At 45.8% G+C, this 23,698-nt stretch carries 27 protein-coding genes; 12 read left to right on the top strand and 15 right to left on the bottom strand.

Annotated features, from left to right (window positions below; genetic code table 11):
* Positions 1-99 precede the first annotated feature (99 nt).
* Together FTT89_RS02700 and nth are read left to right on the top strand one after the other, a co-directional pair.
* A complete protein-coding gene (locus FTT89_RS02700) occupies positions 100-897 on the top strand; it encodes an RnfABCDGE type electron transport complex subunit B (protein ID WP_104470011.1) in 798 nt (265 codons plus the stop codon).
* 3 nt (positions 898-900) lie between these two features.
* Complete coding sequence (gene nth, locus FTT89_RS02705; protein ID WP_180006731.1) at positions 901-1,611, top strand: endonuclease III; 711 nt, start codon at positions 901-903, stop codon at positions 1,609-1,611.
* Between the two features lie 94 nt (positions 1,612-1,705).
* On the opposite strand, the gene FTT89_RS02710 is transcribed toward nth, so the two are convergent.
* From FTT89_RS02710 to FTT89_RS02725, 4 genes are all read right to left on the bottom strand, one after another.
* Entirely contained in the window at positions 1,706-1,912 is a 207-nt protein-coding gene (locus tag FTT89_RS02710) for a hypothetical protein (RefSeq protein ID WP_104487352.1), read from the bottom strand.
* Between the two features lie 88 nt (positions 1,913-2,000).
* Entirely contained in the window at positions 2,001-2,660 is a 660-nt protein-coding gene (gene adk, locus FTT89_RS02715) for an adenylate kinase (protein WP_005179287.1), read from the bottom strand.
* Between the two features lie 82 nt (positions 2,661-2,742).
* Positions 2,743-4,059 carry a hypothetical protein gene (locus FTT89_RS02720; protein WP_005179289.1) on the bottom strand — a complete coding sequence of 439 codons (1,317 nt, stop codon included), beginning with the start codon at positions 4,057-4,059 and terminating at the stop codon, positions 2,743-2,745.
* A 62-nt stretch (positions 4,060-4,121) separates the two neighbouring features.
* Positions 4,122-4,640 (bottom strand): hypothetical protein, encoded by a 519-nt coding sequence (locus tag FTT89_RS02725; RefSeq protein ID WP_104484164.1) that lies wholly within the window; start codon positions 4,638-4,640, stop codon positions 4,122-4,124.
* A 239-nt stretch (positions 4,641-4,879) separates the two neighbouring features.
* Here FTT89_RS02725 and mrdA point away from each other — a divergent pair, with 239 nt between their 5' ends.
* Complete coding sequence (gene mrdA / locus FTT89_RS02730) at positions 4,880-6,892, top strand: penicillin-binding protein 2 (RefSeq protein WP_104473178.1); 2,013 nt, start codon at positions 4,880-4,882, stop codon at positions 6,890-6,892.
* A gap of 3 nt (positions 6,893-6,895) precedes the next feature.
* Entirely contained in the window at positions 6,896-7,450 is a 555-nt protein-coding gene (gene rsmD, locus FTT89_RS02735; RefSeq protein WP_016659264.1) for a 16S rRNA (guanine(966)-N(2))-methyltransferase RsmD, read from the top strand.
* Between the two features lie 52 nt (positions 7,451-7,502).
* On the opposite strand, the gene FTT89_RS02740 is transcribed toward rsmD, so the two are convergent.
* The 4 genes from FTT89_RS02740 to ureE all read right to left on the bottom strand — a co-directional run bounded on the left by FTT89_RS02740 (position 7,503) and on the right by ureE (position 10,170).
* The gene (locus FTT89_RS02740) at positions 7,503-7,934 is read right to left on the bottom strand and encodes a hypothetical protein (RefSeq protein ID WP_180006732.1); all 432 of its coding nucleotides are present in this window, start codon (positions 7,932-7,934) and stop codon (positions 7,503-7,505) included.
* Between the two features lie 338 nt (positions 7,935-8,272).
* Positions 8,273-8,887, bottom strand: coding sequence for an urease accessory protein UreG (gene ureG / locus FTT89_RS02745; RefSeq protein ID WP_005179298.1), 615 nt, complete (start codon positions 8,885-8,887; stop codon positions 8,273-8,275).
* Between the two features lie 145 nt (positions 8,888-9,032).
* Entirely contained in the window at positions 9,033-9,698 is a 666-nt protein-coding gene (locus FTT89_RS02750) for an urease accessory protein UreF (RefSeq protein WP_005179301.1), read from the bottom strand.
* Complete coding sequence (gene ureE, locus FTT89_RS02755) at positions 9,685-10,170, bottom strand: urease accessory protein UreE (RefSeq protein WP_168398244.1); 486 nt, start codon at positions 10,168-10,170, stop codon at positions 9,685-9,687. The genes FTT89_RS02750 and ureE overlap by 14 nt, the downstream gene beginning before the upstream one ends.
* Positions 10,171-10,387: 217 nt before the next feature.
* Here ureE and FTT89_RS02760 point away from each other — a divergent pair, with 217 nt between their 5' ends.
* Both FTT89_RS02760 and FTT89_RS02765 read left to right on the top strand, forming a co-directional pair.
* Entirely contained in the window at positions 10,388-10,618 is a 231-nt protein-coding gene (locus FTT89_RS02760; protein ID WP_016659269.1) for a hypothetical protein, read from the top strand.
* A 2-nt stretch (positions 10,619-10,620) separates the two neighbouring features.
* Positions 10,621-11,097, top strand: a complete 477-nt coding sequence (locus FTT89_RS02765; protein ID WP_016659270.1) for a hypothetical protein — start codon at positions 10,621-10,623, stop codon at positions 11,095-11,097.
* Between the two features lie 52 nt (positions 11,098-11,149).
* On the opposite strand, the gene ureC is transcribed toward FTT89_RS02765, so the two are convergent.
* The 4 genes from ureC to FTT89_RS02785 form a co-directional block, all read right to left on the bottom strand.
* On the bottom strand, positions 11,150-12,850 hold the full coding sequence (gene ureC / locus FTT89_RS02770) for an urease subunit alpha (RefSeq protein WP_171432168.1): 1,701 nt from the start codon (positions 12,848-12,850) through the stop codon (positions 11,150-11,152).
* Positions 12,851-12,862: 12 nt separating this feature from the next.
* Positions 12,863-13,171: an urease subunit beta gene (locus FTT89_RS02775; RefSeq protein ID WP_180006733.1), complete on the bottom strand. Its 309-nt coding sequence runs from the start codon at positions 13,169-13,171 to the stop codon at positions 12,863-12,865.
* Positions 13,172-13,180: 9 nt separating this feature from the next.
* Positions 13,181-13,483: an urease subunit gamma gene (ureA, locus tag FTT89_RS02780; RefSeq protein ID WP_163170294.1), complete on the bottom strand. Its 303-nt coding sequence runs from the start codon at positions 13,481-13,483 to the stop codon at positions 13,181-13,183.
* 155 nt (positions 13,484-13,638) lie between these two features.
* Positions 13,639-14,514 (bottom strand): urease accessory protein UreD, encoded by an 876-nt coding sequence (locus tag FTT89_RS02785; RefSeq protein ID WP_180006734.1) that lies wholly within the window; start codon positions 14,512-14,514, stop codon positions 13,639-13,641.
* A gap of 143 nt (positions 14,515-14,657) precedes the next feature.
* Between FTT89_RS02785 and FTT89_RS02790 the strand changes: the two genes are divergently transcribed.
* Positions 14,658-15,419 carry a 3-oxoacyl-ACP reductase gene (locus FTT89_RS02790; RefSeq protein WP_168370105.1) on the top strand — a complete coding sequence of 254 codons (762 nt, stop codon included), beginning with the start codon at positions 14,658-14,660 and terminating at the stop codon, positions 15,417-15,419.
* A gap of 124 nt (positions 15,420-15,543) precedes the next feature.
* Positions 15,544-15,876 (top strand): hypothetical protein, encoded by a 333-nt coding sequence (locus FTT89_RS02795; RefSeq protein ID WP_180006735.1) that lies wholly within the window; start codon positions 15,544-15,546, stop codon positions 15,874-15,876.
* A 151-nt stretch (positions 15,877-16,027) separates the two neighbouring features.
* Here FTT89_RS02795 and FTT89_RS02800 read toward each other — a convergent pair whose 3' ends face one another.
* Entirely contained in the window at positions 16,028-16,621 is a 594-nt protein-coding gene (locus tag FTT89_RS02800) for a 1-acyl-sn-glycerol-3-phosphate acyltransferase (RefSeq protein ID WP_127800579.1), read from the bottom strand.
* A 264-nt stretch (positions 16,622-16,885) separates the two neighbouring features.
* On the opposite strand from FTT89_RS02800, the gene FTT89_RS02805 reads away from it, so the two are divergent.
* Positions 16,886-17,350 (top strand): copper resistance protein NlpE, encoded by a 465-nt coding sequence (locus FTT89_RS02805; RefSeq protein WP_180006736.1) that lies wholly within the window; start codon positions 16,886-16,888, stop codon positions 17,348-17,350.
* A gap of 178 nt (positions 17,351-17,528) precedes the next feature.
* Positions 17,529-18,293: a copper resistance protein NlpE N-terminal domain-containing protein gene (locus tag FTT89_RS02810; protein ID WP_104494549.1), complete on the top strand. Its 765-nt coding sequence runs from the start codon at positions 17,529-17,531 to the stop codon at positions 18,291-18,293.
* 143 nt (positions 18,294-18,436) lie between these two features.
* Here the strand turns inward: FTT89_RS02810 and FTT89_RS02815 are convergent, their stop codons facing one another.
* The gene (locus FTT89_RS02815; RefSeq protein ID WP_005179327.1) at positions 18,437-20,038 is read right to left on the bottom strand and encodes an isocitrate lyase; all 1,602 of its coding nucleotides are present in this window, start codon (positions 20,036-20,038) and stop codon (positions 18,437-18,439) included.
* A 637-nt stretch (positions 20,039-20,675) separates the two neighbouring features.
* Between FTT89_RS02815 and FTT89_RS02820 the strand changes: the two genes are divergently transcribed.
* Both FTT89_RS02820 and FTT89_RS02825 read left to right on the top strand, forming a co-directional pair.
* Positions 20,676-21,665 carry a LysR family transcriptional regulator gene (locus FTT89_RS02820; RefSeq protein WP_075167072.1) on the top strand — a complete coding sequence of 330 codons (990 nt, stop codon included), beginning with the start codon at positions 20,676-20,678 and terminating at the stop codon, positions 21,663-21,665.
* Between the two features lie 124 nt (positions 21,666-21,789).
* Positions 21,790-23,106 (top strand): hemolysin family protein, encoded by a 1,317-nt coding sequence (locus tag FTT89_RS02825; protein WP_005179329.1) that lies wholly within the window; start codon positions 21,790-21,792, stop codon positions 23,104-23,106.
* 72 nt (positions 23,107-23,178) lie between these two features.
* On the opposite strand, the gene FTT89_RS02830 is transcribed toward FTT89_RS02825, so the two are convergent.
* On the bottom strand, positions 23,179-23,685 hold the full coding sequence (locus FTT89_RS02830) for a hypothetical protein (RefSeq protein WP_016659280.1): 507 nt from the start codon (positions 23,683-23,685) through the stop codon (positions 23,179-23,181).
* Positions 23,686-23,698: the final 13 nt, after the last annotated feature.

The raw sequence follows: 23,698 nt of genomic DNA on the forward strand, positions 1-23,698 counted from the left end.
CAACTTTGTACACAAGCTTAATGCTTGAAAACATGCTAGAATCTGCGGCTCAGGTTTATTGTTCGCTTTCTCTGCGCCCTTCGCAGCCGTGGTTTTTACATGAATTCGCAAATTGCTCTCATCCAGAATATTGATGCCTTGCTTCCTCAAACCCAATGCGGTTTATGTGGACATCGGGATGGATGTTTACCCTATGCAAAGTCGATTGCCGAAGGTGAAGCCGCCAATAAATGTGTACCGGGCGGTCAACCGGTTGCCGATGCGCTGGCCAAACTGCTAGGCAGAGAACGCTTAACCGCCGAAGCCAGTGTCTGGCCCATTCAGTCCGATGGCCGTCCGCAGCGTATGAAAGCGGTGATTCGTGAAGATGAATGTATTGGCTGTACCAAATGTATTAATGCCTGCCCGGTCGATGCCATTTTAGGTTCCGGCAAACTGATGCACAGCATTCTGACCGACCTGTGTACCGGCTGTGAACTGTGTATTCCACCCTGCCCGGTGGACTGTATTGATCTGGTTGAAGATGTCAAACCCGTACCCACAGACGCGGAACGGATGAGCGAGCAGAAGGATTTACGCCAGCGCTATTATGCGCACATTCAGCGTGAAGAGCTGCGCCGCCTGCACCGTAAAGGGCCCGTGGTGCGTGCTGAGATTGATACCGCGCTGTTCGCCCAGTTCTCGCAGCAGACCGATGCCGTACCGGAAATCCAGATGGTTGAAAAAGCCGATCATCCGGCTGTCACCCACGATGCCAAAACCACCATCGAGCTGGCCAAGCTCAGAACCCAGATCAAAAAATTAGAAAAACAGCTGAGTGTGCGTGAAGATGCCAACAAGCGCGCGCAACTGGCGCAGCTTCAGCAACAATTACAGCACTTACAGGGAGAGGCCTAATTCATGAGCAGCGTAGTCAAACCGGTAAAAAACTTGACCCGAAAGCAGGTCTATACCTTTTTTGAGCGCTTGCGTGAACAGCGTCCGCATCCAACCACCGAACTGAATTTCTCCTCACCGTTTGAATTGCTGGTGGCAGTGACCTTATCGGCGCAGGCCACCGATGTTAGCGTGAACAAAGCCACAGATAAGTTATTTCCAGTAGCGAATACTCCGGAAGCGATTTATGCACTGGGGGTTGATGGGCTAAAGGACTATATCAAGACCATTGGCCTATATAATTCCAAAGCGGAAAATGTGATTAAGGCCTGTAAAATCCTGATTGAAAAGCATAACAGCCAGGTACCGGAAAATCGGGCCGATCTGGAAGCCTTGCCGGGTGTGGGGCGTAAAACAGCCAATGTGGTGCTGAACACAGCGTTTGGTCAACCGACCATGGCAGTCGACACGCATATTTTCCGTGTCGGCAACCGGACCGGTTTAGCCGTGGGTAAAAATGTGCTGGAAGTGGAGCACCGTCTGGTGAAAGTGATTCCGAAAGAATTTATCGTTGATGCACATCACTGGCTAATTCTGCATGGCCGCTATTGCTGTATTGCCCGCAAGCCTAAATGCTATGAATGTGTAGTGGCCGATGTCTGTAACTGGCCAGACCGGTTTGAGTTTGGAGCTGCGCGCCAGATTGCAGTCAAAAATATTGAAGCTGAATCCTGAATTCAGCTTTTTTTATACTTGAAGATGACCTGCGCTGCATATTCGAGGTAGATCATTCAATAATGCTAACCTAAGCCGGGCGACCAAAAGCCGCTTAGTCTTGTGCGTCTTTATCTTGCGCTTTTTTCTGCTGCTCTAATTGCGCCTGCAATTTAGGATGCAATTGACGTTGCTGTGGCTGGTTGGCATTTTCAGCACGTTCTTCCTGACGCACTTTTAGCAGCATTTTATAGCTGATATAAAACAGACCCACCAACATGGCCAGGAACAGCACCATTAAAATTAACACACCAATTTTCACCGAGGCAGTTTCCTTATACGCACGCAAATAAAAAAGGAGCCCTACTATGACCGAGGACTCCCTTAAAGTCAAAACAATCAGCGGGTGATTATTTTGCCTGATCTAAAATTGCGAACAGATCCGCTTGTACGTCTTCAATTGGACGCAGACCGTTAAGTTTGTCATACGTCGGTGCATTTTCACCTGTCGCTGCGCGGCCTTGGTAGAAACCAACCAGTTGCTCAGTTTCAGTGTGGTAAGACGCTAAACGCTTACGAATGGTTTCTTCCTGGTCATCTGGACGTTGTACCAGATCTTCACCCGTTTCATCATCTTTACCTTCCACTTTTGGCGGATTGTAAACGATGTGATAAACACGACCAGAAGCCGGGTGCTGACGGCGACCAGACAGACGCTGTACGATTTCTTCGTCCGGTACATCAATTTCAATCACGTGATCAATGTTGATGCCTTCTTTTTCCAGCGCTTCCGCTTGTGGAATGGTACGCGGGAAACCATCAAAAATGCAGCCATTGGCACAATCAGGTTGAGCAATACGCTCTTTCACTAAACCGATGATCAATTCATCTGAAACCAGACCACCGCTTTCCATTACGTTTTTAGCCTGTAGACCTAATTCAGTACCTTCACGAATCGCAGCACGGAGCATATCACCGGTTGAAATTTGTGGGATATTGTAGCGCTTACAGATCAACTGAGCTTGTGTACCTTTACCTGCTCCAGGTGGTCCGAGTAAGATAATGCGCATAAAAAAACATCCTCATTTTTAACAATGTACATGACACTTTGTTCATGACGAACTCAGGTTCGACATGCTGTCCAGCATCCAATTATAAGAAAGCGACAAACAAATGTATTAAACCAGCAATAAAACCGGTTACCCCTCCCAATACAATCAAGATCCATTCATCTTCCTGAAAGGCAGGACGCAATAAATTTTGAAACTCTCTTGGTGTAAGTTCAAGAATACGTTCTCTAAACATTTGATAGATTTTCTGTGCACGGCTCGCATTAAAGGCTGGGTCGCATACAGGCACCATCGTAATTTCAATTGAGCGATCGATCAAGTCTGTCTTGAGTTTTGCGTATTCTTTTGGCCCTAAAGACAATTGTAAAGAGGTTCTGACCAGTGGGGTTTCCATAATTTCATTAATATGGCGTTTAACAATCCGACGGGTCTTGTCTTTTTTACTGCCATACATCATTTCGGTCATAATGGATTTTAAAGTAATTAAATCTTCGGTGACCACACTGGCAAATACATCAGACACCTCTTCCTGGCGCTTCATAAAGGCACCCTGAACATTATAGGTGCCAATGCGCGGAATAACAGGTTTAATCCACGGAAATTTGCGACTCTGTGTTCGCGTAAAAAATTGTGGATACTTCACATAATGCGGTTCAATCGGGTTGAACACCATCCAGATCGCAATCCAGTTGGTTAAAAAGCCCCAGATGGCGGCCCAGAATGGTACGGTCCAGTGCCACGGCACAATAAACCAGACAATCATCTGGAATATACCAAAGAACATCCCGATTAACGCACTGATATGCCAGATAAAGTTAATTTCTTTCTGGCCCACTTTCAGGAACATGCGCACCATTAAACGGCGGTCGCCTTCCATCTGGCGTACCACCATTTCGCGCATATCCACCAGTGACTCGACATTCAAAGTCAGTTCAGTGACCAGTTCACGTAGCACCGCAGGCAGCTGTTTATGTGCCTGGGCATAAATGCGGCGTTTAATTGAATAGGGCAGGTTCTCCCACAGCACAGCATTGCGGTCGATCATCACCTCATCAATTAAATGCTCCAGCTCGAAACCGACCTGCTCGCCAATAATCCGTGCCATATCTTCCGGGTCCATGGCATCCAGAAATTCGCGCAATGAGCCCAGTTTAGACAAGGTATTGTCGGTAATAATGCCTGAAATACGCCCGGCTTTTCTCGGCACAATCCCCTGCCAGCCCACCGGCAACGGCCCCAGATGAAAGCCCCAGAAATTAATGGGATAGAACACCATTTTCAGTGCCATCCACACGTGGGCCCAGGTCACAAAAGCGGTGACAGGGATAATGCTGAGCACAGCCCAAAAATCCGGGCGATTCAAAAAGGTTTGCCACAACTGATTGATGTACTCAAGCATGCATATTTTCCATATTTATTTCTAATTACCGGATTCTAAAAGCATTTAACTCGCTATTCTGGCTATAAACCCACACTTAAAGTATAGGAAAATTGTAGTTTTGGCTCGGTTTCTGCAATCACCCGACCGGCCCGATCTTCCAGTTTTTCACCTGCACCAATCCCCACACTAAAGGTACTGATCCGTTCACGGCTCAGCAAGACATAAGCAAGATCTACACCAGCGCCCAGACGTGCTTTCTCTTTCTGGTCGACCACTTTGGATTCAAGATGACCCGCATAAGCTCCGATATAATAACCATTTTTATCTTTACCGGTGAAATGATATGGCAAGCGAAAGCCAATTTGTCCACCCGGTTCATGATCCCCATTTAAAAATGCCCCGGCTTTGGCATAGGCAATGCCGTAGGGATTGACCCATTCTGCATTTAAATGAAGTAATTTTTGTGTAATTCCTGCCCCGATATTCCAGGTTTTTGTATCTTCCCCGGTCAATTTTGCCTGTGGGAAAAAAGAAGATTCTTCGGCATAGGCCACATTGCACAGTGCAATACATGCCACTAAGGAATATACTTTTTTCATTATTTTCACCAAGTTCCTTAATTCTAATTGTAAAACAATCCTGTTTTATTTTTTTGACTGTAGCAGATTTACCCGGATTCTTATATACAGCAGCCGATCTTTTTATTGTCGCAAAAGTCAAAAACCTAAATCACATTATTTGTGTCGAATCGGTCATGCAGGCATACGCAAAGCGCTGTGTTATCGGCTAGAATAACAGCCCTATTCTCATCTCCTTGATCTGTTTAAGCCGATTGCATATGAAACAGCACTTTCCTTTAAAAAACGTTCAGCAAGAAAAGCGCATTTTTCGCAATCGGGTATTCATCTCTATCGGGCTGGTCAGTTTCTTTTTACTGCTGCTGGTGGTACGTTATGCCTATCTGCAAATCAGTAGCTTTGATGAGTTTGCCACCGCATCTGACAAAAACCGGATTCGCCTGCAACCCTTAGCGCCCGCACGCGGTTATATCTATGACCGTAATGGGGTGTTGCTGGCCGATAACTATCCGGTCTTTACCGCGACCTTAAGCCGGGCCGATGTCGAAGATATTGATGCCACCATCGAACGGCTGACCCCGATTCTGGAACTGACTGAAGAAGATATTGAACGCTTCCAGAGCCGGATTAAAACCGCGCGTAAAACTGAACGGGTCTCCATTAAACTGAATCTGAACGAAACCGATATTGCCCGTTTCAGTGAAGTAAAATTCCAGTTTCCCGGGGTGAATATTGAAACCCAGATGACCCGTTACTATCCACATGGTGAGCTGTTTGCGCATGTGATTGGTTATGTGGGCCGGATCAATGACAAAGAGCTGAAAGAGATTGATAAAGATGCCTACGCCGGCACCAACCTGATTGGTAAAATTGGCGTAGAAAAATCATATGAGCATTTACTGCACGGCGTACCGGGTAATGAATCGGTCGAGGCCGATGCACACGGTAATGTACTGCGTCATTTGGGCCGTAAAGATCCGGTTCGCGGTAATGATCTATATCTGTCCTTAGATTATGGCCTGCAAGTGGTGGCCTCTGAACAGCTGGCTGGCCGCCGTGGTGCGATTGTCGCGCTTGATCCACGTACCGGGGAAATTCTGGCGCTGGTGTCGAGCCCCAGCTTTAACCCGAACCTCTTTGTCACCGGCATCAGCCATACCAACTATGCCGCCCTGCGTGACAATATTGACCAGCCGCTGTATAACCGTGCCGTGCAAGGGGTGTATCCGCCCGGCTCGATCATTAAGCCAATGTTTGGTTTAGGCGGGATTCATTATGGTCTGGTCGACTGGAGCACTGCGATTCAGGATTATGGCTATTTCACCTTACCGGGCGATAGCCACCGTTTCCGTGACCATAAAAAATCGGGGCATGGCATTGTCAATATGCACACTGCTCAGGTGGTGTCCTGTGATACCTATTTCTATGTACTATCCTACCGGATGGGCATTGAAAAGATGAATGACTGGATGCGCCAGTTTGGTTTTAGTGAGCGCACTGGTGTCGATTTACCAAGTGAAAGCACCGGCCTATATCCAAGTCCGGAATGGAAGATGCGTACCCGCAATGCCAAATGGATGCGCGGTGAGACCATTTCGGTCAGTATTGGTCAGGGCGCCTTTACCGCGACGCCATTACAACTGGCCATGGCCACTGCCATTACCGCCAACCAGGGCTTTAAAGTCACGCCACACGTGCTGCGTGAAAGCCGCGGTGCGCGTCCATTTAAGGTGCATAATGGTACCAATGGCCGCATTGAATTTAACGGGACCGACGAAGACTGGATTAAAATGCGCGATGCCATGGTGGATGTCATTCAATCAGGCACCGGTAAAGGCATTAAAGGCGGCCTGCAATATTCAATTGCCGGAAAAACCGGGACCGCGCAGGTCAAAAGTATTGCGCAGGGCAAACGCTATAATGAAGCGCTGCTCACCGACCGTCAGCTTGACCACGGTTTATTTGTCGGCTTCGCTCCGGCAGAAAAACCTGAAATTGCCATTGCGGTGATTCTGGAAAATGGCCGTGGTGGGAGTGCTGCCACTGCCCTGGCCCGTCCAATTCTGGATTACTGGCTACTCAACAAAGACAAGAATCCGATTCGCCCATCTGCGGCCCAAATTAGTGGTGGCCTGATGACCGCCGGTTTAAAGCCAAGTGAACTGCCAAGTGCCGAAGGTGCTCGTAGCACCACCACTCCGGCTCAGGATACTGCTGCATCTGCGCCAGCAACACCGGCCGCTGCCCCATCTGCCACAATAGAGAGTGACTAAACCATGAAAAACCAGCTACGAATTATTGGTGGAGACTGGAAACGTCGCCAGTTGGCCTTTGCCAGTATTGACGGTTTACGCCCGACGCCGGACCGGGTGCGTGAAACCCTGTTTAACTGGCTGATGTGGGATGTGCAAAATGCCAAAGTGCTGGACCTGTGTGCCGGCTCGGGGGCGCTTTCCTTTGAAGCGCTATCACGTGGTGCTGCACAGGTCACCATGATTGAACCGGACCGCACTCAAGCCCAGTTCCTGACCCAGAACCTAGAACTGTTAAAAGTCACCAAAGCCCGGGCCCAGTTAAAAATCAGTACTGCACAGCAGGCGCTGGCCAGTCTGAAAGACAGCTATGATCTGGTGTTTCTTGATCCGCCTTATAGCCTGGATTTATGGGAACAGCTGGCACAACTGGCTGATCCATTAATTCAGGATAAAGGCCTGATTTATGTCGAAGCCGACCGTGATCTAAAACAGCTAAAACTGCCGGCCTCCTGGCAGCAAATCAAGGAAACCAAAGCCGGTACGGTCCGCGCCGGACTGTATCAGAAATCACTTTAACGTTTGATTGAACGGTTATAAAAAAAGGATTCCACATGGAATCCTTTTTGATTTATACGCCCGGTCGTAATGGACGCTGCACTCCAGAAGTCGGCGGCAAAGCCGTCACTGGTTTGGCCTTAGCTGGATTACTCACCTGTGGCTTCTTCACGGGCAGCTTGTTGGCCACCGGACGATTTGGCTTTACCGGTTTGCTTTGTGCAGGTTTACTCTGTGTCGGTTTATGTGCAGGACGATTGGCCTGACCCGGTTTTTGCCCATGCGGACGTTGAGCATGCGGTCGATTCACTGGCTTAACCGATGGACGCTGCTGAATATACACCGGACGGCGTTCATGTTCCCAACGCGACACGGTATATGGATAGCTTGAATAGCCTCGATCATATCCGGTATAGACGCTATGTCGTGGACCATTCTCATACGGCGTGACCACACACCCGGTAAGTGCCACCGCCACCAGCGACACAAAAGCCAGCTTTTTCATGCAATTTATCCCCTGTTCAGATGGCTGCATTTTCAGCAATCAGCATGAATTTACTGGCAATTTTTTGTTGCGTTCCTGTATGTGCAAGTTCATATTTCATCCATATCTAGGCTATTTTTCTGGTGGATAAAAGAAAAGACTGGCCAAGTTTCTGCCGAGTTAAGGTTTTATCTGCCCTGCCTGATCTACTATTTGCAAGTGGAGATCAAAATTGGTTCAGAAAGATGAGCTTTTGACTCGATATTCAAGCAGTGCAAATGTTAAATGCTCACAAGAAAAAAGACAGCCATAGCCATCTTTTTAGAATCAGGGAAAAATAGAGATATTGCTTAGGCTATTTAGTTTTTAAACAGGCCCTGTTTTTCAATAAACTCAATAATCTGCTCCAAACCATCTTTGGTTTTCATATTGGAAAATAAAAATGGTTTATCACCACGCATGCGCTTGGCATCCTGATCCATTACTTCCAGACTGGCGCCGACCATCGGGGCTAAATCGGTTTTGTTAATAATCAGTAAATCAGATTTGGTAATGCCCGGCCCACCTTTACGTGGAATTTTTTCACCACCGGCCACATCAATCACATATAAAGTCAGATCGGATAATTCCGGACTAAAGGTTGCCGCCAAGTTATCGCCACCACTTTCAATAATGATCAATTCCAAGCCATCGAACTTTTCACACAAGTCGTCAATCGCTGCCAGGTTAATCGAAGCATCTTCACGGATGGCAGTGTGCGGACAGCCACCTGTTTCGACACCGACAATCCGGTCTGGGCTCATGGCTTCGTTGCGGGTAAGAAAGTTGGAGTCTTCCTTGGTATAAATGTCATTGGTGACCACCGCCATGTTATAGCGCTGGCGCAAGGCCTGACATAAATTGAGAGTAAGTGCAGTTTTACCTGAACCGACTGGACCACCGATGCCGACACGTAATGGAGAACGTTCTGTCATGTTGATTTTCCTTTTCTTGTCCCTCTCCTCTTAGGAGATAAGCAGTCATACTGCGCTAAGGTGAGGTGATTTCCCTCTCCCAAAGGGAGAGAGAATATTGATTAAATTTTTGAGCCCTCTCAATCTCCCTTTAAAAAGGAAGACTTTAAGAACGAAATAAGCGTGAATACTGAGTTTCATGCGCCATACTCAGCATGGCGTAATTGGGTAAGGCGCTACTGAGCTGCTCATCTTCCAGCGTTAAGGCTTTTTCGATGGCTGCCGGAACCTGCTCATGTAAATACCATAAAATCCGTTGCCCACTCATCTGCCCCAGCGGGACAGTTTTCACCGCCGCCAGCACCTGATTTTCCAGCACAGTAAAGGTATAAGCGGTTAATACATCTGCGTCATTGAGACCCAACTGGCCGCAGAGCTGGGCATAAACCGGCACAAAACCTAGCTGTTTTTTCACCGTCACCGGCATTTTCAGCACATCTTTAATCCATGCATTAAGAGAAAATGCCAGCTGCTGTGATTCTGCTAAAAGTTCACGGCTTTCCCGACTGGCACGATAAATCTGCGCCCAATGATCAAACTGTGTGTCATCATCATAAAATTGCATCAGCCGTTTTAAGACCGGTAGTTCAAAACGTACCAGTAGCATCTCCAAGACTTCTTCAAAGTAGGCGATGCTACTGCTTTCATCTTGAATCAGGCCCTGATCAATCGCACTTTCTACCCCTTGCGAATAGCAATACGCTCCGACCGGTAACGCTGTCGAAGACAGAGTCAGCAGTTTGAGCAGTTGCGCTGCATTAGTGATGGGCATGGGCGTGAATAGCCTTGATCGGGCTTAAACGATGATCATGACTGTGCTGTGCATATGCCCCGCTTTCTGGTTCAAAGGGATGCTCGACTTCACTCACGGTCAGACCCAGTCCAATGACCATTTCAGCCAGCACATGATCTGGTTCAAAATACAGTGCAGTTGGCGTGAGCATCAGCGGTACATGGCGGTTGCCGAGGTGATACGCCGCTTTCAATAAATCAAAATCGGTTTGGGCGACCACTTGCATCAGGTGTTCAGGTTTTGCATCGACCCGGAGTACATCCCCTTGTTCAGTGGCAATAAATGAGCCGCTACGCAAAATGCCGGTACGCGGCAGGTCTGCACCAATATCGGCGCCTGATTTTAATGTTGCACGAAATCGGCTCTTTTGGCGGGTGTCAAAACTGAGTTCGACGGTTTCAAAAGTGCTTCCCTCTGAAATGTGTTCTATTCGTTGAGTGTAGATTTTCATGCTGTTCCTTTTGTCACGAAGATGTTTTGCTTTGGCTTATGTTTTTCAATTTCAAAGCAAAACATCTGTAAATTTACGCATCAAAAGTAAGCATTTTTTATGCCAATTATGAGTTTTCTTGGTGCATCAATATTTTTTAATTTGATCAAGATTCTAACTTGTAAAAACACATATTTTTTTATAGATTTATTAAACAATAAAATTAAATAAGTAAAACATGAAATTAGACCTGCCTGAAAGTATCACCTTAAATTGCCCTAGCTGTAAAAGTGAGTACCTAGCTATAGATGAATATAAAATCGTTAGTTGTCAAACATGCAGTCTAAAAATTCATAAAGATGAGTTGATTAATCAAAACAATCTTGAGGAAAAAATCAACATTGAACAATTATCGAAAGATTTAACAAAAGAAATTCAAAAAATATTTAAAGGAAAAAATTGGAAATAAACATGCAAATCAATTGGGAACTCACTATTGCAGGACTTTCAGCGATATTTTCTGCTATATCAATTGGCTTTGCTATGTATAGTTTTTTCTCTTTCCGTTCACTTAATAGAAAAGTTATTGAACAACAAATCAAGATTAATGATCTTATATTAAATAAAGAAGTTGAGCATATTAAGGAAAATAATAGAGCAGAACTTAGAGCCTATATGACTTCATCTTCAAAGAGCCATTATTTAGTTGTTACAAACACAGGAAAAGCAACTGCAGAAAATGTGAACCTAGACATATTAGTAGACAAAAAATTTCAAAATTATTTTTGCAATATAGATGAAATTTTTCCTATGAATCTTAATTCTGGACATTCAGGAAAAATCATATGTTCTAGGAGCTACGATTTCCCAAGTAAATTCACAATTAAACTAACTTGGGATGATCAGTTCAAAAAAAATAATGTGCAAAATATTGATATAGTCAGCTAAGGGTCTAGAAATAAATCTAATTATTTATATACCCTTAATATCCTCCAAGAGCTTAAAACAAGAAATACCTTTGTGCCATCGGTAACACTTCCGCAGGCTCACACGTCAGTAATTTCCCATCCGCCCGAACTTCATAAATTTCAGGATCGACTTCCATCACAGGACAGTAGGTATTCAGCTTCATATCCTTCTTCTGAATATCCCGAGTACCTTTACATGGACTAATCAACTTTTTCAGACCCAACTTTTCATGCACACCCGCTTCAATCGCCACTTGCGACAAGAAGGTAATACAGGTGTTATGCACACCACGCGCATTGGCACCAAACATCGGACGATAATGCACAGGCTGTGGCGTTGGAATCGAAGCGTTAATATCGCCCATTGGCGCTGCTGCAATCATCCCACCTTTAATAATCATCGACGGTTTTACCCCAAAAAATGCGGGCTTCCACAACACTAAATCGGCCAGTTTACCGACTTCCACCGAGCCAATTTCATGACTTAAACCATGGGTAATCGCAGGGTTAATCGTATATTTGGCGATATAACGCTTCACACGATGATTGTCATGCGTGGCATTGTCACCCTCTAAAGGTCCACGCTGCACTTTCATTTTATGTGCGGTTTGCCATGTGCGTATCACCACTTCTCCAACACGCCCCATCGCTTGCGAATCCGATGACATCATGGCAATTGCGCCTAAGTCTTGCAAAATATCTTCCGCAGCAATGGTTTCACGGCGAATACGACTTTCCGCAAACGCCACATCTTCCGAAATTGCAGGATCTAAATGGTGACAGACCATCAACATATCCAGATGTTCATCAATGGTGTTGATGGTATAAGGACGGGTTGGATTGGTCGACGATGGCAACACATTTGGCTGACCAATGGCTCTTAAAATATCAGGCGCATGTCCACCACCGGCACCTTCGGTATGATAAGTGTGAATGGTACGGTTTTTAAATGCCGCCAACGTTTCTTCCAAGAAACCACTTTCATTTAAAGTGTCGGTATGAATTGCGACTTGCACGTCAAATTCATCTGCCACAGTCAAACAGTTATCAATCGCTGCAGGTGTCGAGCCCCAATCTTCATGCAGTTTTAAACCCACTACACCTGCACGAATTTGCTCGGCAATCGGTTCAGGCTGACTGAGGTTACCTTTACCCAATAAACCAATATTCATGGGTAAATCGTCAATGGCTTGCAGCATGGTGGAAATATGCCAAGGACCCGGAGTCACCGTCGTTGCCGATGTGCCTGCTGCAGGACCTGTACCGCCACCAATCATGGTGGTGACGCCTGACATGAGTGCAGTTTCCACTTGTTGTGGGCAAATCCAATGAATATGGGTATCCACACCACCTGCTGTTAAAATTTGTCCTTCACCTGCAATCACTTCAGTAGCAGCACCAAGTGGAATGGTAATATCCGGCTGAATATCAGGGTTGCCGGCTTTACCAATTTTCCAGATACGGCCGTTCTTTAAACCGACATCAGCTTTAACAATGCCCCACCAATCTACAATTAAAGCATTGGTAATGACGGTATCGGCAACATCATCAGCCAAAAGTTGTGACTGCCCCATGCCATCTCGGATGACTTTACCGCCACCAAACTTCACCTCTTCGCCATAGGTGGTCAGGTCTTGCTCGACTTCAATAAATAGTTCGGTATCGGCCAAACGAACCCGATCGCCTACCGTTGGACCAAACATTTCCGCATAGGCACGGCGTGACATTTTCATTTTAATTTTTCCTTAATCCAATGGACCCATGACACGACCTGCAAAACCGTACACTTCCCGTTTACCTGCCAAAGCGACCAGTTCAATATCCCGGCTTTGACCCGGCTCAAAACGTACCGCTGTGCCTGCGGCAATATTTAAACGAAAACCTCGTGCCGCTTCACGGTTAAATTGCAAAGCATCATTGGCCTCATAAAAATGAAAATGTGAACCGACTTGAATCGGACGATCTCCGATATTACTGACGGTCATTTTTAAGGTCTGACGTCCGACATTCATTTCAATGTCTGAGTCTGGGGTAAAAATTTCACCCGGAATCATGCGCTTCTCCTAAATAATTGGCTGATGAACCGTGACCAGTTTTGAGCCATCTGGAAAAGTCGCTTCAACCTGAACTTCGGCAATCATTTCCGGAATGCCGTCCATCACATCTTCACGTTTTAATAATGTGGTGCCGTAATGCATTAGCTCACTCACGCTCATGCCATCACGCGCGCCTTCTAACAACGCGGCAGAAATATAGGCAATCGCCTCGGGATAGTTCAGTTTTAGCCCACGTGCTTTACGGCGTTCGGCCACCAAGCCCGCAGTAAAAATTAGCATTTTGTCTTTTTCAGTGGGATTGAGTTCCATATCTCGTTCCTAAGTTTGTTCTAAAGGGTGTAATGCAAAATGTGTGCTAAAAAATGATATTCCCTCTCCTTTCAGGAGAGGGTTAGGGAGAGGTAATAAACCCAATGTATTTACCCTCCCTCTAGCTCCCTCCCATTGGGAGGGAGAACTTCATTTTATGTCCGCCAAATCCTCGGAAATTCTTCATCTAAATCAAACCAGTAACGGCGCAGCTTGGCGCGTATCGCAGCAAAGGCATCATGACACTGGCGTACGTCATCACCCAGATAACGTGCTGTCACCACATCATCCAGCAGGGTTAACGTCACCTTAATATCCATGCGCATAATCAGCTCACGGATTTGATCAATCTGCTGATCTAAATAGAATTTTGAGCGGAATTTTTCTGGCGGCACTGCCCAGAAGCTAGCCATGACTGCATGACCGTTCATTCCCAAACAGGAGCTGAGCCAGCGGTCATTGCCACTAAAACTCAAACGGTCAGTGACCAGTAATTTATTGTTCCGGTACAGCTGAAATCGATTTTGATAACTGCCCTCGATAAATGTTTCATGGCGCGCCTGACGGCCCAGTACCAACATATCCCAACCAATAAAACTGGCGGCATCCTCCAAAATAACTCTGGTTTCAGAATTGGTATGTGCACCATTAAAGAGCATGGTTTCTTGTGGTAGCCATTCAAAAATAGAGGCATCTTTAACTGTAATATCAATATGTTGGAAAGCCTGTTTTTGATTGGTCTTGTACCATTTTCCTGCACCCGGCGTGGTCACCAAGGCATGTGCGGCCTGCTCTGCCGACATCTGAAAGGTTAAATGATCACCCCCGGCAATGCCTGCCGGTGGATGCACAATAATGGCGTGGCACACCCCGGTTTTTTCCGGCCACAGCATTTTTTGCACCCGAACAGGACCATGATGTTTACGATGTTCCAATACGGTGCGATTTTCTGCGCCTTTAAAGCCAAGTTCGAGCTGTGCAAACCAATATTGCACCGCAGGCTTCACTTCTGTTGCCACCAGCTGATTCATTTTGCTCAATTCGTATCTTTTTGAAGTCTATGCCCTGGCATTAAGCAATAACTGCACCAGTTTCTATCGGCACAGATTTCGCTTTGGCTGACTGCCATTTCTTGCTATGGTGCATCTGCATAGGGAATGAGGATGTGAACAATATGCAAATTCGTGATCAAATTGTTTTAGTGACTGGCGGCGCACGCGGTTTAGGCCTGGCGATTACCCGAACCTTATTGGCGGAAGGGGCGCGTGTAGTGGTAAATTATTTAAACAGTGCCGCTGCTGCCGAGCAACTGGTGCAACAGTATCCTGAGCAGGTCTTTGCCTATCAGGCCGATGTCACTGACAAGGCCCAAGTGCAGGCTCTCTTTGCCGCAGCCAAGGCGCATTTTGGTCAGGCCATTCATAGTGTCATCAACAATGCCTTAATTAACTTTGAGTTTAATGGTGATGCCCGTCCCAAAGTCGAAGATCTGACGCCGGCCATCATGCAGCAACAGTTTGATGGTGCAGTTGTGGCTGCCCTCAATACCACCCAAGCAGCGCTTGAGGATATGAAAACTGCGGGATTTGGCCGTATTGTGAATATTGGTACCAACCTCGTGCAGAATCCGGTGGTGCCTTATCATGACTACACCACCGCCAAAGCCGCACTGTTGGCCTTTACCCGTACTGCAGCGCATGATCTAGGCCAATATGGTATTAACGTGAATATGTTGTCTGGCGGTCTGCTCCAAACCACCGATGCCAGCAAAGCCACGCCAGATGCGGTATTTGATTTAATTGCTGCCTCGACGCCACTACGCCGTGTTACCACCCCAGAAGAATTTGCCGCAGCTATTATGATGTTCCTGTCACCATATTCGCGTGCAGTCACCGGGCAAAACCTGATTGTTGATGGCGGTCTGGTCAAAGGTTAACTGCAGTTTTGTGTGACTTTTATCACAATAAACTAATTTTTAAGCAGTTAAACCGGTTTGTCATGCTAGAGGTGGGCTGAATTCGCTAGACTATGGTCCATCCTCTCTTCACTATTTTGCTAACATGAAACCCCTGTTTGCTTTGGTCTGCTGTACCCTGCTGAGCGCCTGTATGTTCGGTAACTCCCAAGAATTAAAACGCGCTGAACAATTGCTGGCGCAATTTGAATGCCACAATATTGAAACAACGCTGATGACCCATAGTGCTATTAACAGCTATCACGAACATGCGCTGGTTGCCGCCCGGCAAAAAGCCAGCCGTTATGTCGAGCAATATCGGGAAGGTGAACAGCAATCCAGCCTGGCGGTGGATGAAATTGTGCAGCAGCAATATCATCTTTATACCGCAGCCTGCCAATCGTTGGGCGGGATTTTTCCCAAAGCAGAACAGCCTTAAATCAGAATCAAATATTTAGAAAGCTAATCAAGCGAAACAACGGATCAGAGATTGCATCTCGCATCTTGATGTACTGCCAATTGCGATATTGAAAGCATATAAATAAGAATACAGGGCCGATGCCCTGTCTTCTTTTTTTAACAATGAGTGACTATTCAGCCGGTTCTGCATAGTAACGAGTATCGACACTAAACTGTTCCGGGAATTTGGCGGCGATGCTGGCATAAAACGCCATGATTTCGGCCATGTCTTTTTCCATATCTCCCGATGGATAGACAATTTTACCCACGCCACATTTTTTCTGGGCGTAGTCCATATAGGCCAGTGCAATTGGCACGCCAGCCGTTACCGCCACATGGTAAAAACCGGTTTTCCACTGTTCCTGTTTGGCGCGTGTACCTTCTGGCGTGACCAGCATCACCAGCTTGGGATGCTGCTTGAACAAATCACTCATCAGCTGCACCATGCTCGGACGCTGCTCACCGGCTGCCTTCGGACGACGGTCAATGCCAATTCCGCCCATTGCACGGACAAAAGGCCCAAACGGAAACTTCATATAACTGTCTTTAATGGTCAGGCGAACATTCACGCCCAAGGCTTTAAGCGCCAAACGTGCATATAGTGCATCCCAGTTACTGGTATGCGGCGCGGCAATCATCACACACTGGTCCAAATCCAGCGGCCAGTGATTGTCAATTTCCCAGCCCATCAGCCCCAAGCTCTGTTCTGCCAACTTCTCAAACACAAGCACAATCCACACAATAAAAATTGCGCGAAGTTTAACAACTCAACAGATTTAAAAAAGAGCAGATTGCCGAATATTTAATCAATTAATATATAAATGTATAAAATTAGCCAAACCGTCAATCGCCATTCCTGCCAATCTTTCGGGTTTTTCTTAAATAAACCGGATGCCGGAAACTGAAAATAAATACTCACAGAAACCCAACAGGGCAATTTTTACAATCAGGCTATGCTGACCCTATCTGTCCTGTCAGGAGATTGATCGGTGAAAATAAAAATTTTGAGCCTTGCCCTCACGGCGCTGTTACTGGCCGCCTGTGATAACAATAAAACCCCTGAAACCGCCCGCGATGCAGAAACCACCTCGCCTGCCGCAGCCACTGACATGAGCGCCAATGATACAGCCGCCACCGCACTGGACTGGCCGGGAGAATATAAAGGGGTCTTGCCGTGTAGCGACTGCCAGGGCATTGAAACCGAGCTTGAGCTAAAAATGGATAAAACCTATGAGCTGAGTGAAGAATTCCTGGGCCGTGCCAATGGTCAGGAGTCCAAAATTACCGGTACGTTTGAATTTGACCCGAATGATCCTGCCGTTATTATTCTGGATCAGGCTGCCAATAACCGTAAATTCTTTGTCGGTGAAAACTTTATTGAAGCGCGTGATGTCAATAATGGCGACAATATTGGTGCCAGCCAGAATTATCGTCTGCAAAAAGATCTGCAATAAAGCACAAGATCTAGCACTGCTAAAAGTCACCGCTTTGGTGGCTTTTCTTGTTTCAAAACGGTTTTTTGCCCGCGATAAAATTTGCTACAAAACAGCGGTCCAATTTAGCCCTCTGCTCTAGGCGAATATGCCCGAAAAGTTTATGTTTAATACCTTATCCAAAGATTGATCTGTTGCCATGTTATCTCGTCCTCTTCTTGCAATTAGCACCTTGTCCTTGTGTTTAAGTGGTTGCGGTGGGCAAGCTGAAAAAAGCAGTACCATGAGCAATGCCCAGGCCCAAACTGAAACCCAACCGCAAGACAGCCTAATGCCTGCTGCTGAAACAGCAGCACCACAGCCGGAGCCGCTGGCCGGTCACTACAAAACCATCCTTGACTGTGATGATTGCCAGCAGCGTATTCTTGAGTTAAAGATTCATCCGGATCAGAGCTACAGCCTGCAAGATACCCGTATCTATGCTCGCCGTCAGCGTAGCCAGAATACACAAGGTCAGGTCAGCTATACCAATGAACAGACTGCCCAATTAATCAGTACTGATCAACAGATTCAACAATTGCAGCCCACAGCAAACGGGCTGGAACTTGTAGATGCCTCATCCAAACAGCCAGCACTAAAACTGGAACGTGTTGCGACCATTGAAGTCAGCAATGCGCTGAAACATGCCGACATTCAGGCCGAACATATTGATAGCTTAAGCTTTCGCGATATTACCGATACCGTCAAAGCGCATGACTACTATATGCGTATTCATAACCAGTCAGATCAGCCGCTAAAACTGAAAGTCAGCGATATTATTCTGGTCGATCAAAACTATCAGGAATATAACGCGCTGGTTGATGAAAGCTTTTTAGAACCTATTCCGGCCCAGCACACCCGCTACAATAAAATCAGCTTTAATTATCCGGACAATGCGGTGGCGGACTATATTAAGGTGAAATAGCTTTTCTTTTTTGTTTCATTTTCTATTCTGCCGTTTCTTTTTATCTTGCTGTACTGATCTTCTTTTTTCTTTCTTATTTATTCTTTTTATTCAAGCATAAAAAAACCCTGCAGATGCAGGGTTTTTTCTAAACCGTCTAACGATTAGCCGTTGAACTGGTTCATTGTGTTTTTCGCATCGTCACCCGCTTTAAGCGCGTTGTCACCAGCGAAGATTTCTTTGTGGTCATCACCGATATCAGAACCCGCCATTGCTTGGTGTTTCACACAAGCGATACCACCACGGATTTCTTTACGTTGTACGCCAGCAACATAAGCCAACATACCTTCAGAACCGAAGTAACCTTGAGCAAGCTCGTGAGTAGACAGAGCAGCTGTGTGGTAAGTCGGAAGTGTGATTAAGTGATGGAATACACCCGCTTCACGAGAAGCATCTGCTTGGAATGTACGTACTTTTTCGTCAGCTTCAGCAGCTAATTCAGTGTTGTCGTACTCAGCACTCATTAACTTAGCACGGTCGTATGCAGATACATCTTTACCTTCAGCAACCCAACGGTCGTACGCTTGTTGACGGAAGTTTAAAGTCCAGTTGAACGATGGAGAGTTGTTATAAACAAGCTTCGCATTTGGCACAACTTCACGTACACGGTTCACCATGTGAGCGATTTCTTCAACGTTAGGCGTTGCAGTTTCGATCCAAAGCAGGTCAGCACCGTTTTGTAAGCTGGTTACACAGTCAAGTACAACGCGGTCAATTTGAGTGCCTTCACGGAACTGGTACAGGCCAGATGCTAAACGCTTAGGACGGTGTAATTTACCATCACGCTTGATCAGGATTTCGTCTTCTTTCGCTTCAGAGATGTCAATTTCTTGAGTGTCTAAGTAGCTAATGTATTGAGAAGCGATGTCGCCTGGCTCTTTAACCACTGGGATTTTTTGAGTCAAGTCAGCGCCTTCAGAGTCAGTACGTGCAACGATGATACCGTCGTCAAGACCCATTTCCAGGAACGCATAGCGAAGCGCGTGGATTTTCGCGATGAAGTCTTCGTGTGGAACAGTTACTTTACCTGCTTGGTGACCACATTGTTTCGCATCAGAAACCTGGTTTTCGATTTGCAGTGCACAAGCACCCGCTTCGATCATTTTCTTCGCAAGTAAGTAAGTTGCTTCTTCGTTACCGAAACCAGCGTCGATGTCGGCAATAATTGGCACAACGTGAGTTTCAAAGTTGTCGATTTGAGCAGTGATTTCAGCTGCTTTAGCAGTATCACCTGCGTCTTGTGCTTTTTTCAGTGCACGGAACAAATCGTTTAATTCTTTTGCGTCAGCTTGACGTAAGAAAGTGTAGATTTCTTCGATCAATGCAGGAACAGAAGTTTTTTCGTGCATAGATTGGTCAGGAAGTGGACCGAATTCTGAACGAAGTGCAGCAACCATCCAGCCAGACAGGTAGATATAACGCTTAGAGGTTGTACCGAAGTATTTTTTGTTCGCAATCATTTTTTGTTGCGCAACGAAACCGTGCCAGCAACCTAATGATTGAGTATACTTGCTGCTGTCTGCATCGTATTCAGCCATATCACGACGCATAATCGCAGCTGTATATTTAGCAATGTCTAAACCAGTTTTGAAACGGTTTTGCATCTGCATACGCGCAGCATCTTCAGGACTGATGTCTGCCCAAGTGTTACCGAATTTCGCTTTCAATTCGCGGATTGCATCAATCGCTGTTTGGTATGTAGTCATGATATTTTCCTGTATTAATTTTAGGATTTTCTCCAACGAAATGACTAAAATCATACCTCTGGATGTGTTCAGATTTAGAGCACTTCGTCGTGTTGAGTACAGATTAGAGTGAGTTAGAAAATTAATCCAATATCCTCAAAGAATCTTCACTATTTATTTAAAAAATATGTAGATCAAAGTCGTATCCGAAAATTTATATTACAAAACAAATATTTGATTTTTATTAAATAAATTTTATTTTACAATTCAAATAACCGATTAAAAAACACACCATTTGCTTTTTTTATATTCATTATACTTAAGTCGGGTACGGCTTTTTCCGTACAAAATCAAGGCAATATCCGGCTTATTTTTAGCCTGGTAGAGCCAACCTGACAGTGAATAGAAGAAGACCATGCTTGTGTTGAGTCGCTCAACTCAAGCATTTCTGCAGGTGGATGCGATGAGGTTTGAATCAACCCGACACGCGCTGATTTAAGCCGCTTAAACCCCGCGCGAATTGGGCCGAAAAACCCGGTAAATATGCAGGAATTGATCCGATCAGGGAACAGGCTTTTTCGGTAATTGTTCTACCCAAGCCTTCAGGCTTATGGCATAATCCAAATAATTTCTTGGGTTTATTTTCGGTATTTTTTTTATGAATCTGGAGCGGGTCGATCTCAACCTACTAATTTACCTGGACGTATTACTTCGCGAAAAAAATGTCACTCGAGCAGCTGAACAATTGGGCGTTACCCAACCCGCCATGAGTAACATTTTACGTCGTCTACGTAACTTATTTAATGATCCCCTGCTCATCCGTTCATCTGAAGGGATGACCCCGACCGAACGCGCACTTGAATTACAACCGCGTATTCGTGATGCCCTGTCCGATTTATCCATGATTCTGGAACCCCGTACCGAGTTCCGCCCGTATACCTCCAATCGCGTATTCCGGATTATGACTTCAGACTATGCCGAAGCCACTCTGGTGCCGCGTCTGGTCAAAGCCTTGCGTTCTGAAGCGCCAAATGTGGTGCTCGACTTTCTGACCCCAAGTGATGTGTCCTATCGTGACATGGAACAAGGCAAGGTAGACCTAGCCATCAACCGCTTTAATGAAATTCCGCAAAGTTTCCACCAGGTACTGGTCTGGCGTGACAGTTTTTCCTGTCTACTCAATCAGAAACACCCGGCGGCCAGTAACCTGAACCTCAAAAGCTATTTAGATGCACAGCATATCTGGGTCTCTAAAACCGGTATGGGCGTTGGCTTTGGCGTTAATCCGGAAAAACAGGCCGGATTAGGCTGGATTGATCAGGCACTGGAGCGGATTGGTCAAAAACGCAAGATTTCGGTATTTACCCGTCATTATCAGATGCCGGCACTCTTGGCATCCAATGTGGATCTGGTAGCTACCTTACCGACCCGAATTGCCCGTTTACAGGCCAAAAGCCAGAATCTGCTGATTAAAGACCCGCCGTTTTATATTCCGGAATTTGAATTGAAGATGGCCTGGTGTCCGTTACTGCATCATCATCCGGCGCATCGCTGGTTACGTCAGCTGATTCTGTATGTGGCCCGTCAAATGATTGAAGAAGAAAACCGTGAGTTTTTAATGAATAACTCACAATTTTCTCAATTTTGACAAAAAACGCTCATAAATCTCTCTTTTTAAAGCTTATACTAAGATGAACATGAGTAGTGCCCGGTGCACTACTCGATGTTTTTGACGTTAAAAATATTCAGAATAAAAATCCGCAGGTGGATTCGTGAGCCTCTTCCAGAACATTGTTATTATTTTCATACTGATTGCAGGAGCAGGTTTTTTATCACTGACCGAGATCGCCCTGGCCGGTGCGCGTAAGGTCAAATTAAAAATTCTGGCTGAAGCCGGAGATGAACGTGCGCAAAAAGTGCTGGATTTACAGGAAAACTCGGCAGACTTTTTTGCCGCCTCGCAAATTGGCTTGAATGCGATTGCCATTTTAGGCGGTATTTTAGGTGAAGGTGCTTTTCGCCCGTATTTCTACGATTTTGTCACCCGCTTCTATACCGGACCGTGGGCCGAAACCCTCAGCTTCGCGCTGTCTTTTACCTTAGTCACCTCTTTATTTATTCTGTTCGCCGACCTGATGCCGAAACGCCTGGCCATGATTGCACCAGAGAAAATTTCCATTTCCGTGATCAATCCGGTGCAGGTGTTTATTACCGTCTGCAAACCACTGGCCTGGTTTATTAATGCCATCGCCAATATGCTGTTCCGGCTATTTAAGGTCAATACCATCCGCGATGACAATATTACCTTTGATGATATTTCCGCAGTGATGGATGCCGGCGCCCAAGCGGGTGTGTTGCAAAAACAGGAACATCACTTTATTGAAAACGTGTTTGAACTGGAAGAACGTAATGTCCCATCCAGCATGACCACGCGTGAAAATGTGGTGTACTTTACCCTAAATGAAGCCGAAGACAGCATTCGCCAGAAACTGGCCGAATTTCCCTATTCCAAATTTCTGGTCTGTAATGAAAATATTGATCAGGTGATTGGCTATGTCGATGCCAAAGACATTCTGGTACGGATTCTAAATAACCAGAAAATTAACCAGCTGAATGAATCAACCATTCGTAATGTACTCACCATTCCCGATACCCTGACTCTGTCTGAAGTGCTGGACCGCTTCCGCTCGACCAAAGAAAAATTTGCGGTGGTGATTAATGAATATGCACTGGTGGTCGGCGTCATTACCCTGTCCGATATTATGATTACCGTAATGGGCGACTGGGTAACCCCTATTGAAGAAGAACAGCAGATTATTAAACGTGATAATAATTCATGGCTGATTGACGGCAGTACCCCAATTGAAGACATGAAACATGCACTTGAAATTGAAGAAATGCCCGATGAAGAAAACTATGAAACCTTAGCCGGTTTTATGATGTATCAGCTGCGTAAAATTCCGCGTCCAGCCGATACCGTGTTATATGGCGGTTATAAATTTGAAGTGGTCGATGTCGATCATTTTAAAATTGACCAGCTGTTGGTGACACGTTTACTGGAAAATAACCAGCCGCCGGAACAGGAATAATCCATCTTCCTCCAATTAACAGCCATAAAAAACCTTCTAGACTCTAGAAGGTTTTTTTATGCAGCAGTTCAATTAAAACTGACGCAGCAACTCATCCAGCACCGCCTGATAGTGAATGGCAATATCATCTTCCAGAATTTTATAGGCGCTGTCGAACTGCACCATTGGCCAACCTTCTTTCCAGAACGGGAAAATATTGTGCAGGTCATGGGTCACAATCGCATCTTCACGGACAATGGCTTGTGCAATTTGTGCCAGCACCTGGGCGGTTTCTGCGCCATCAATGGCCAGATAATCAATCTGACGGGCTTTTAAAATACGAATCCGGTCTTTTTTATAGCGGATTTTTTTGGCCTGGGCTTCATTCAGGCTCAATGCCAGCGTCACCGCTTCAACAAATTTTTCTTCAAAAGATTGATGTAATGCCACCAAGGCCTGTTTATGCGCTTCCTGACGTCCCACTTTTCCGCCTTTGCGGATAATCTCTTTGGCTTCGCTATTGAGCACATCATTCTTCATACTCTGAAGGATGTCTATAATTTCAATATCGCTTAAAGATTCAGGAGACTGGTCAATCATGAAATAGCCTTGG

The sequence above is a fragment of the Acinetobacter sp. YH01025 genome (genome assembly GCF_013420185.1).
GTDB classification, from domain to species: domain Bacteria; phylum Pseudomonadota; class Gammaproteobacteria; order Pseudomonadales; family Moraxellaceae; genus Acinetobacter; species Acinetobacter indicus.

Bases quoted from the DNA above. Each gene is read 5' to 3' on its own strand.
- FTT89_RS02760 (WP_016659269.1), top strand. From the start codon at position 10,388: ATGAAATTAGACCTGCCTGAAAGTATCACCTTAAATTGCCCTAGCTGT.
- FTT89_RS02775 (WP_180006733.1), bottom strand. From the start codon at position 13,171: ATGATTCCGGGTGAAATTTTTACCCCAGACTCAGACATTGAAATGAAT.
- FTT89_RS02815 (WP_005179327.1), bottom strand. From the start codon at position 20,038: ATGACTACATACCAAACAGCGATTGATGCAATCCGCGAATTGAAAGCG.
- FTT89_RS02795 (WP_180006735.1), top strand. From the start codon at position 15,544: ATGAAACCCCTGTTTGCTTTGGTCTGCTGTACCCTGCTGAGCGCCTGT.
- ureE (WP_168398244.1), bottom strand. From the start codon at position 10,170: ATGAAAATCTACACTCAACGAATAGAACACATTTCAGAGGGAAGCACT.
- mrdA (WP_104473178.1), top strand. From the start codon at position 4,880: ATGAAACAGCACTTTCCTTTAAAAAACGTTCAGCAAGAAAAGCGCATT.
- FTT89_RS02720 (WP_005179289.1), bottom strand. From the start codon at position 4,059: ATGCTTGAGTACATCAATCAGTTGTGGCAAACCTTTTTGAATCGCCCG.
- FTT89_RS02785 (WP_180006734.1), bottom strand. From the start codon at position 14,514: ATGAATCAGCTGGTGGCAACAGAAGTGAAGCCTGCGGTGCAATATTGG.
- FTT89_RS02830 (WP_016659280.1), bottom strand. From the start codon at position 23,685: ATGATTGACCAGTCTCCTGAATCTTTAAGCGATATTGAAATTATAGAC.
- ureG (WP_005179298.1), bottom strand. From the start codon at position 8,887: ATGACAGAACGTTCTCCATTACGTGTCGGCATCGGTGGTCCAGTCGGT.
- FTT89_RS02765 (WP_016659270.1), top strand. From the start codon at position 10,621: ATGCAAATCAATTGGGAACTCACTATTGCAGGACTTTCAGCGATATTT.
- ureC (WP_171432168.1), bottom strand. From the start codon at position 12,850: ATGAAAATGTCACGCCGTGCCTATGCGGAAATGTTTGGTCCAACGGTA.
- adk (WP_005179287.1), bottom strand. From the start codon at position 2,660: ATGCGCATTATCTTACTCGGACCACCTGGAGCAGGTAAAGGTACACAA.
- rsmD (WP_016659264.1), top strand. From the start codon at position 6,896: ATGAAAAACCAGCTACGAATTATTGGTGGAGACTGGAAACGTCGCCAG.
- FTT89_RS02740 (WP_180006732.1), bottom strand. From the start codon at position 7,934: ATGAAAAAGCTGGCTTTTGTGTCGCTGGTGGCGGTGGCACTTACCGGG.
- FTT89_RS02700 (WP_104470011.1), top strand. From the start codon at position 100: ATGAATTCGCAAATTGCTCTCATCCAGAATATTGATGCCTTGCTTCCT.
- FTT89_RS02725 (WP_104484164.1), bottom strand. From the start codon at position 4,640: ATGAAAAAAGTATATTCCTTAGTGGCATGTATTGCACTGTGCAATGTG.
- ureA (WP_163170294.1), bottom strand. From the start codon at position 13,483: ATGGAACTCAATCCCACTGAAAAAGACAAAATGCTAATTTTTACTGCG.
- FTT89_RS02790 (WP_168370105.1), top strand. From the start codon at position 14,658: ATGCAAATTCGTGATCAAATTGTTTTAGTGACTGGCGGCGCACGCGGT.
- FTT89_RS02820 (WP_075167072.1), top strand. From the start codon at position 20,676: ATGAATCTGGAGCGGGTCGATCTCAACCTACTAATTTACCTGGACGTA.
- nth (WP_180006731.1), top strand. From the start codon at position 901: ATGAGCAGCGTAGTCAAACCGGTAAAAAACTTGACCCGAAAGCAGGTC.
- FTT89_RS02750 (WP_005179301.1), bottom strand. From the start codon at position 9,698: ATGCCCATCACTAATGCAGCGCAACTGCTCAAACTGCTGACTCTGTCT.
- FTT89_RS02810 (WP_104494549.1), top strand. From the start codon at position 17,529: ATGTTATCTCGTCCTCTTCTTGCAATTAGCACCTTGTCCTTGTGTTTA.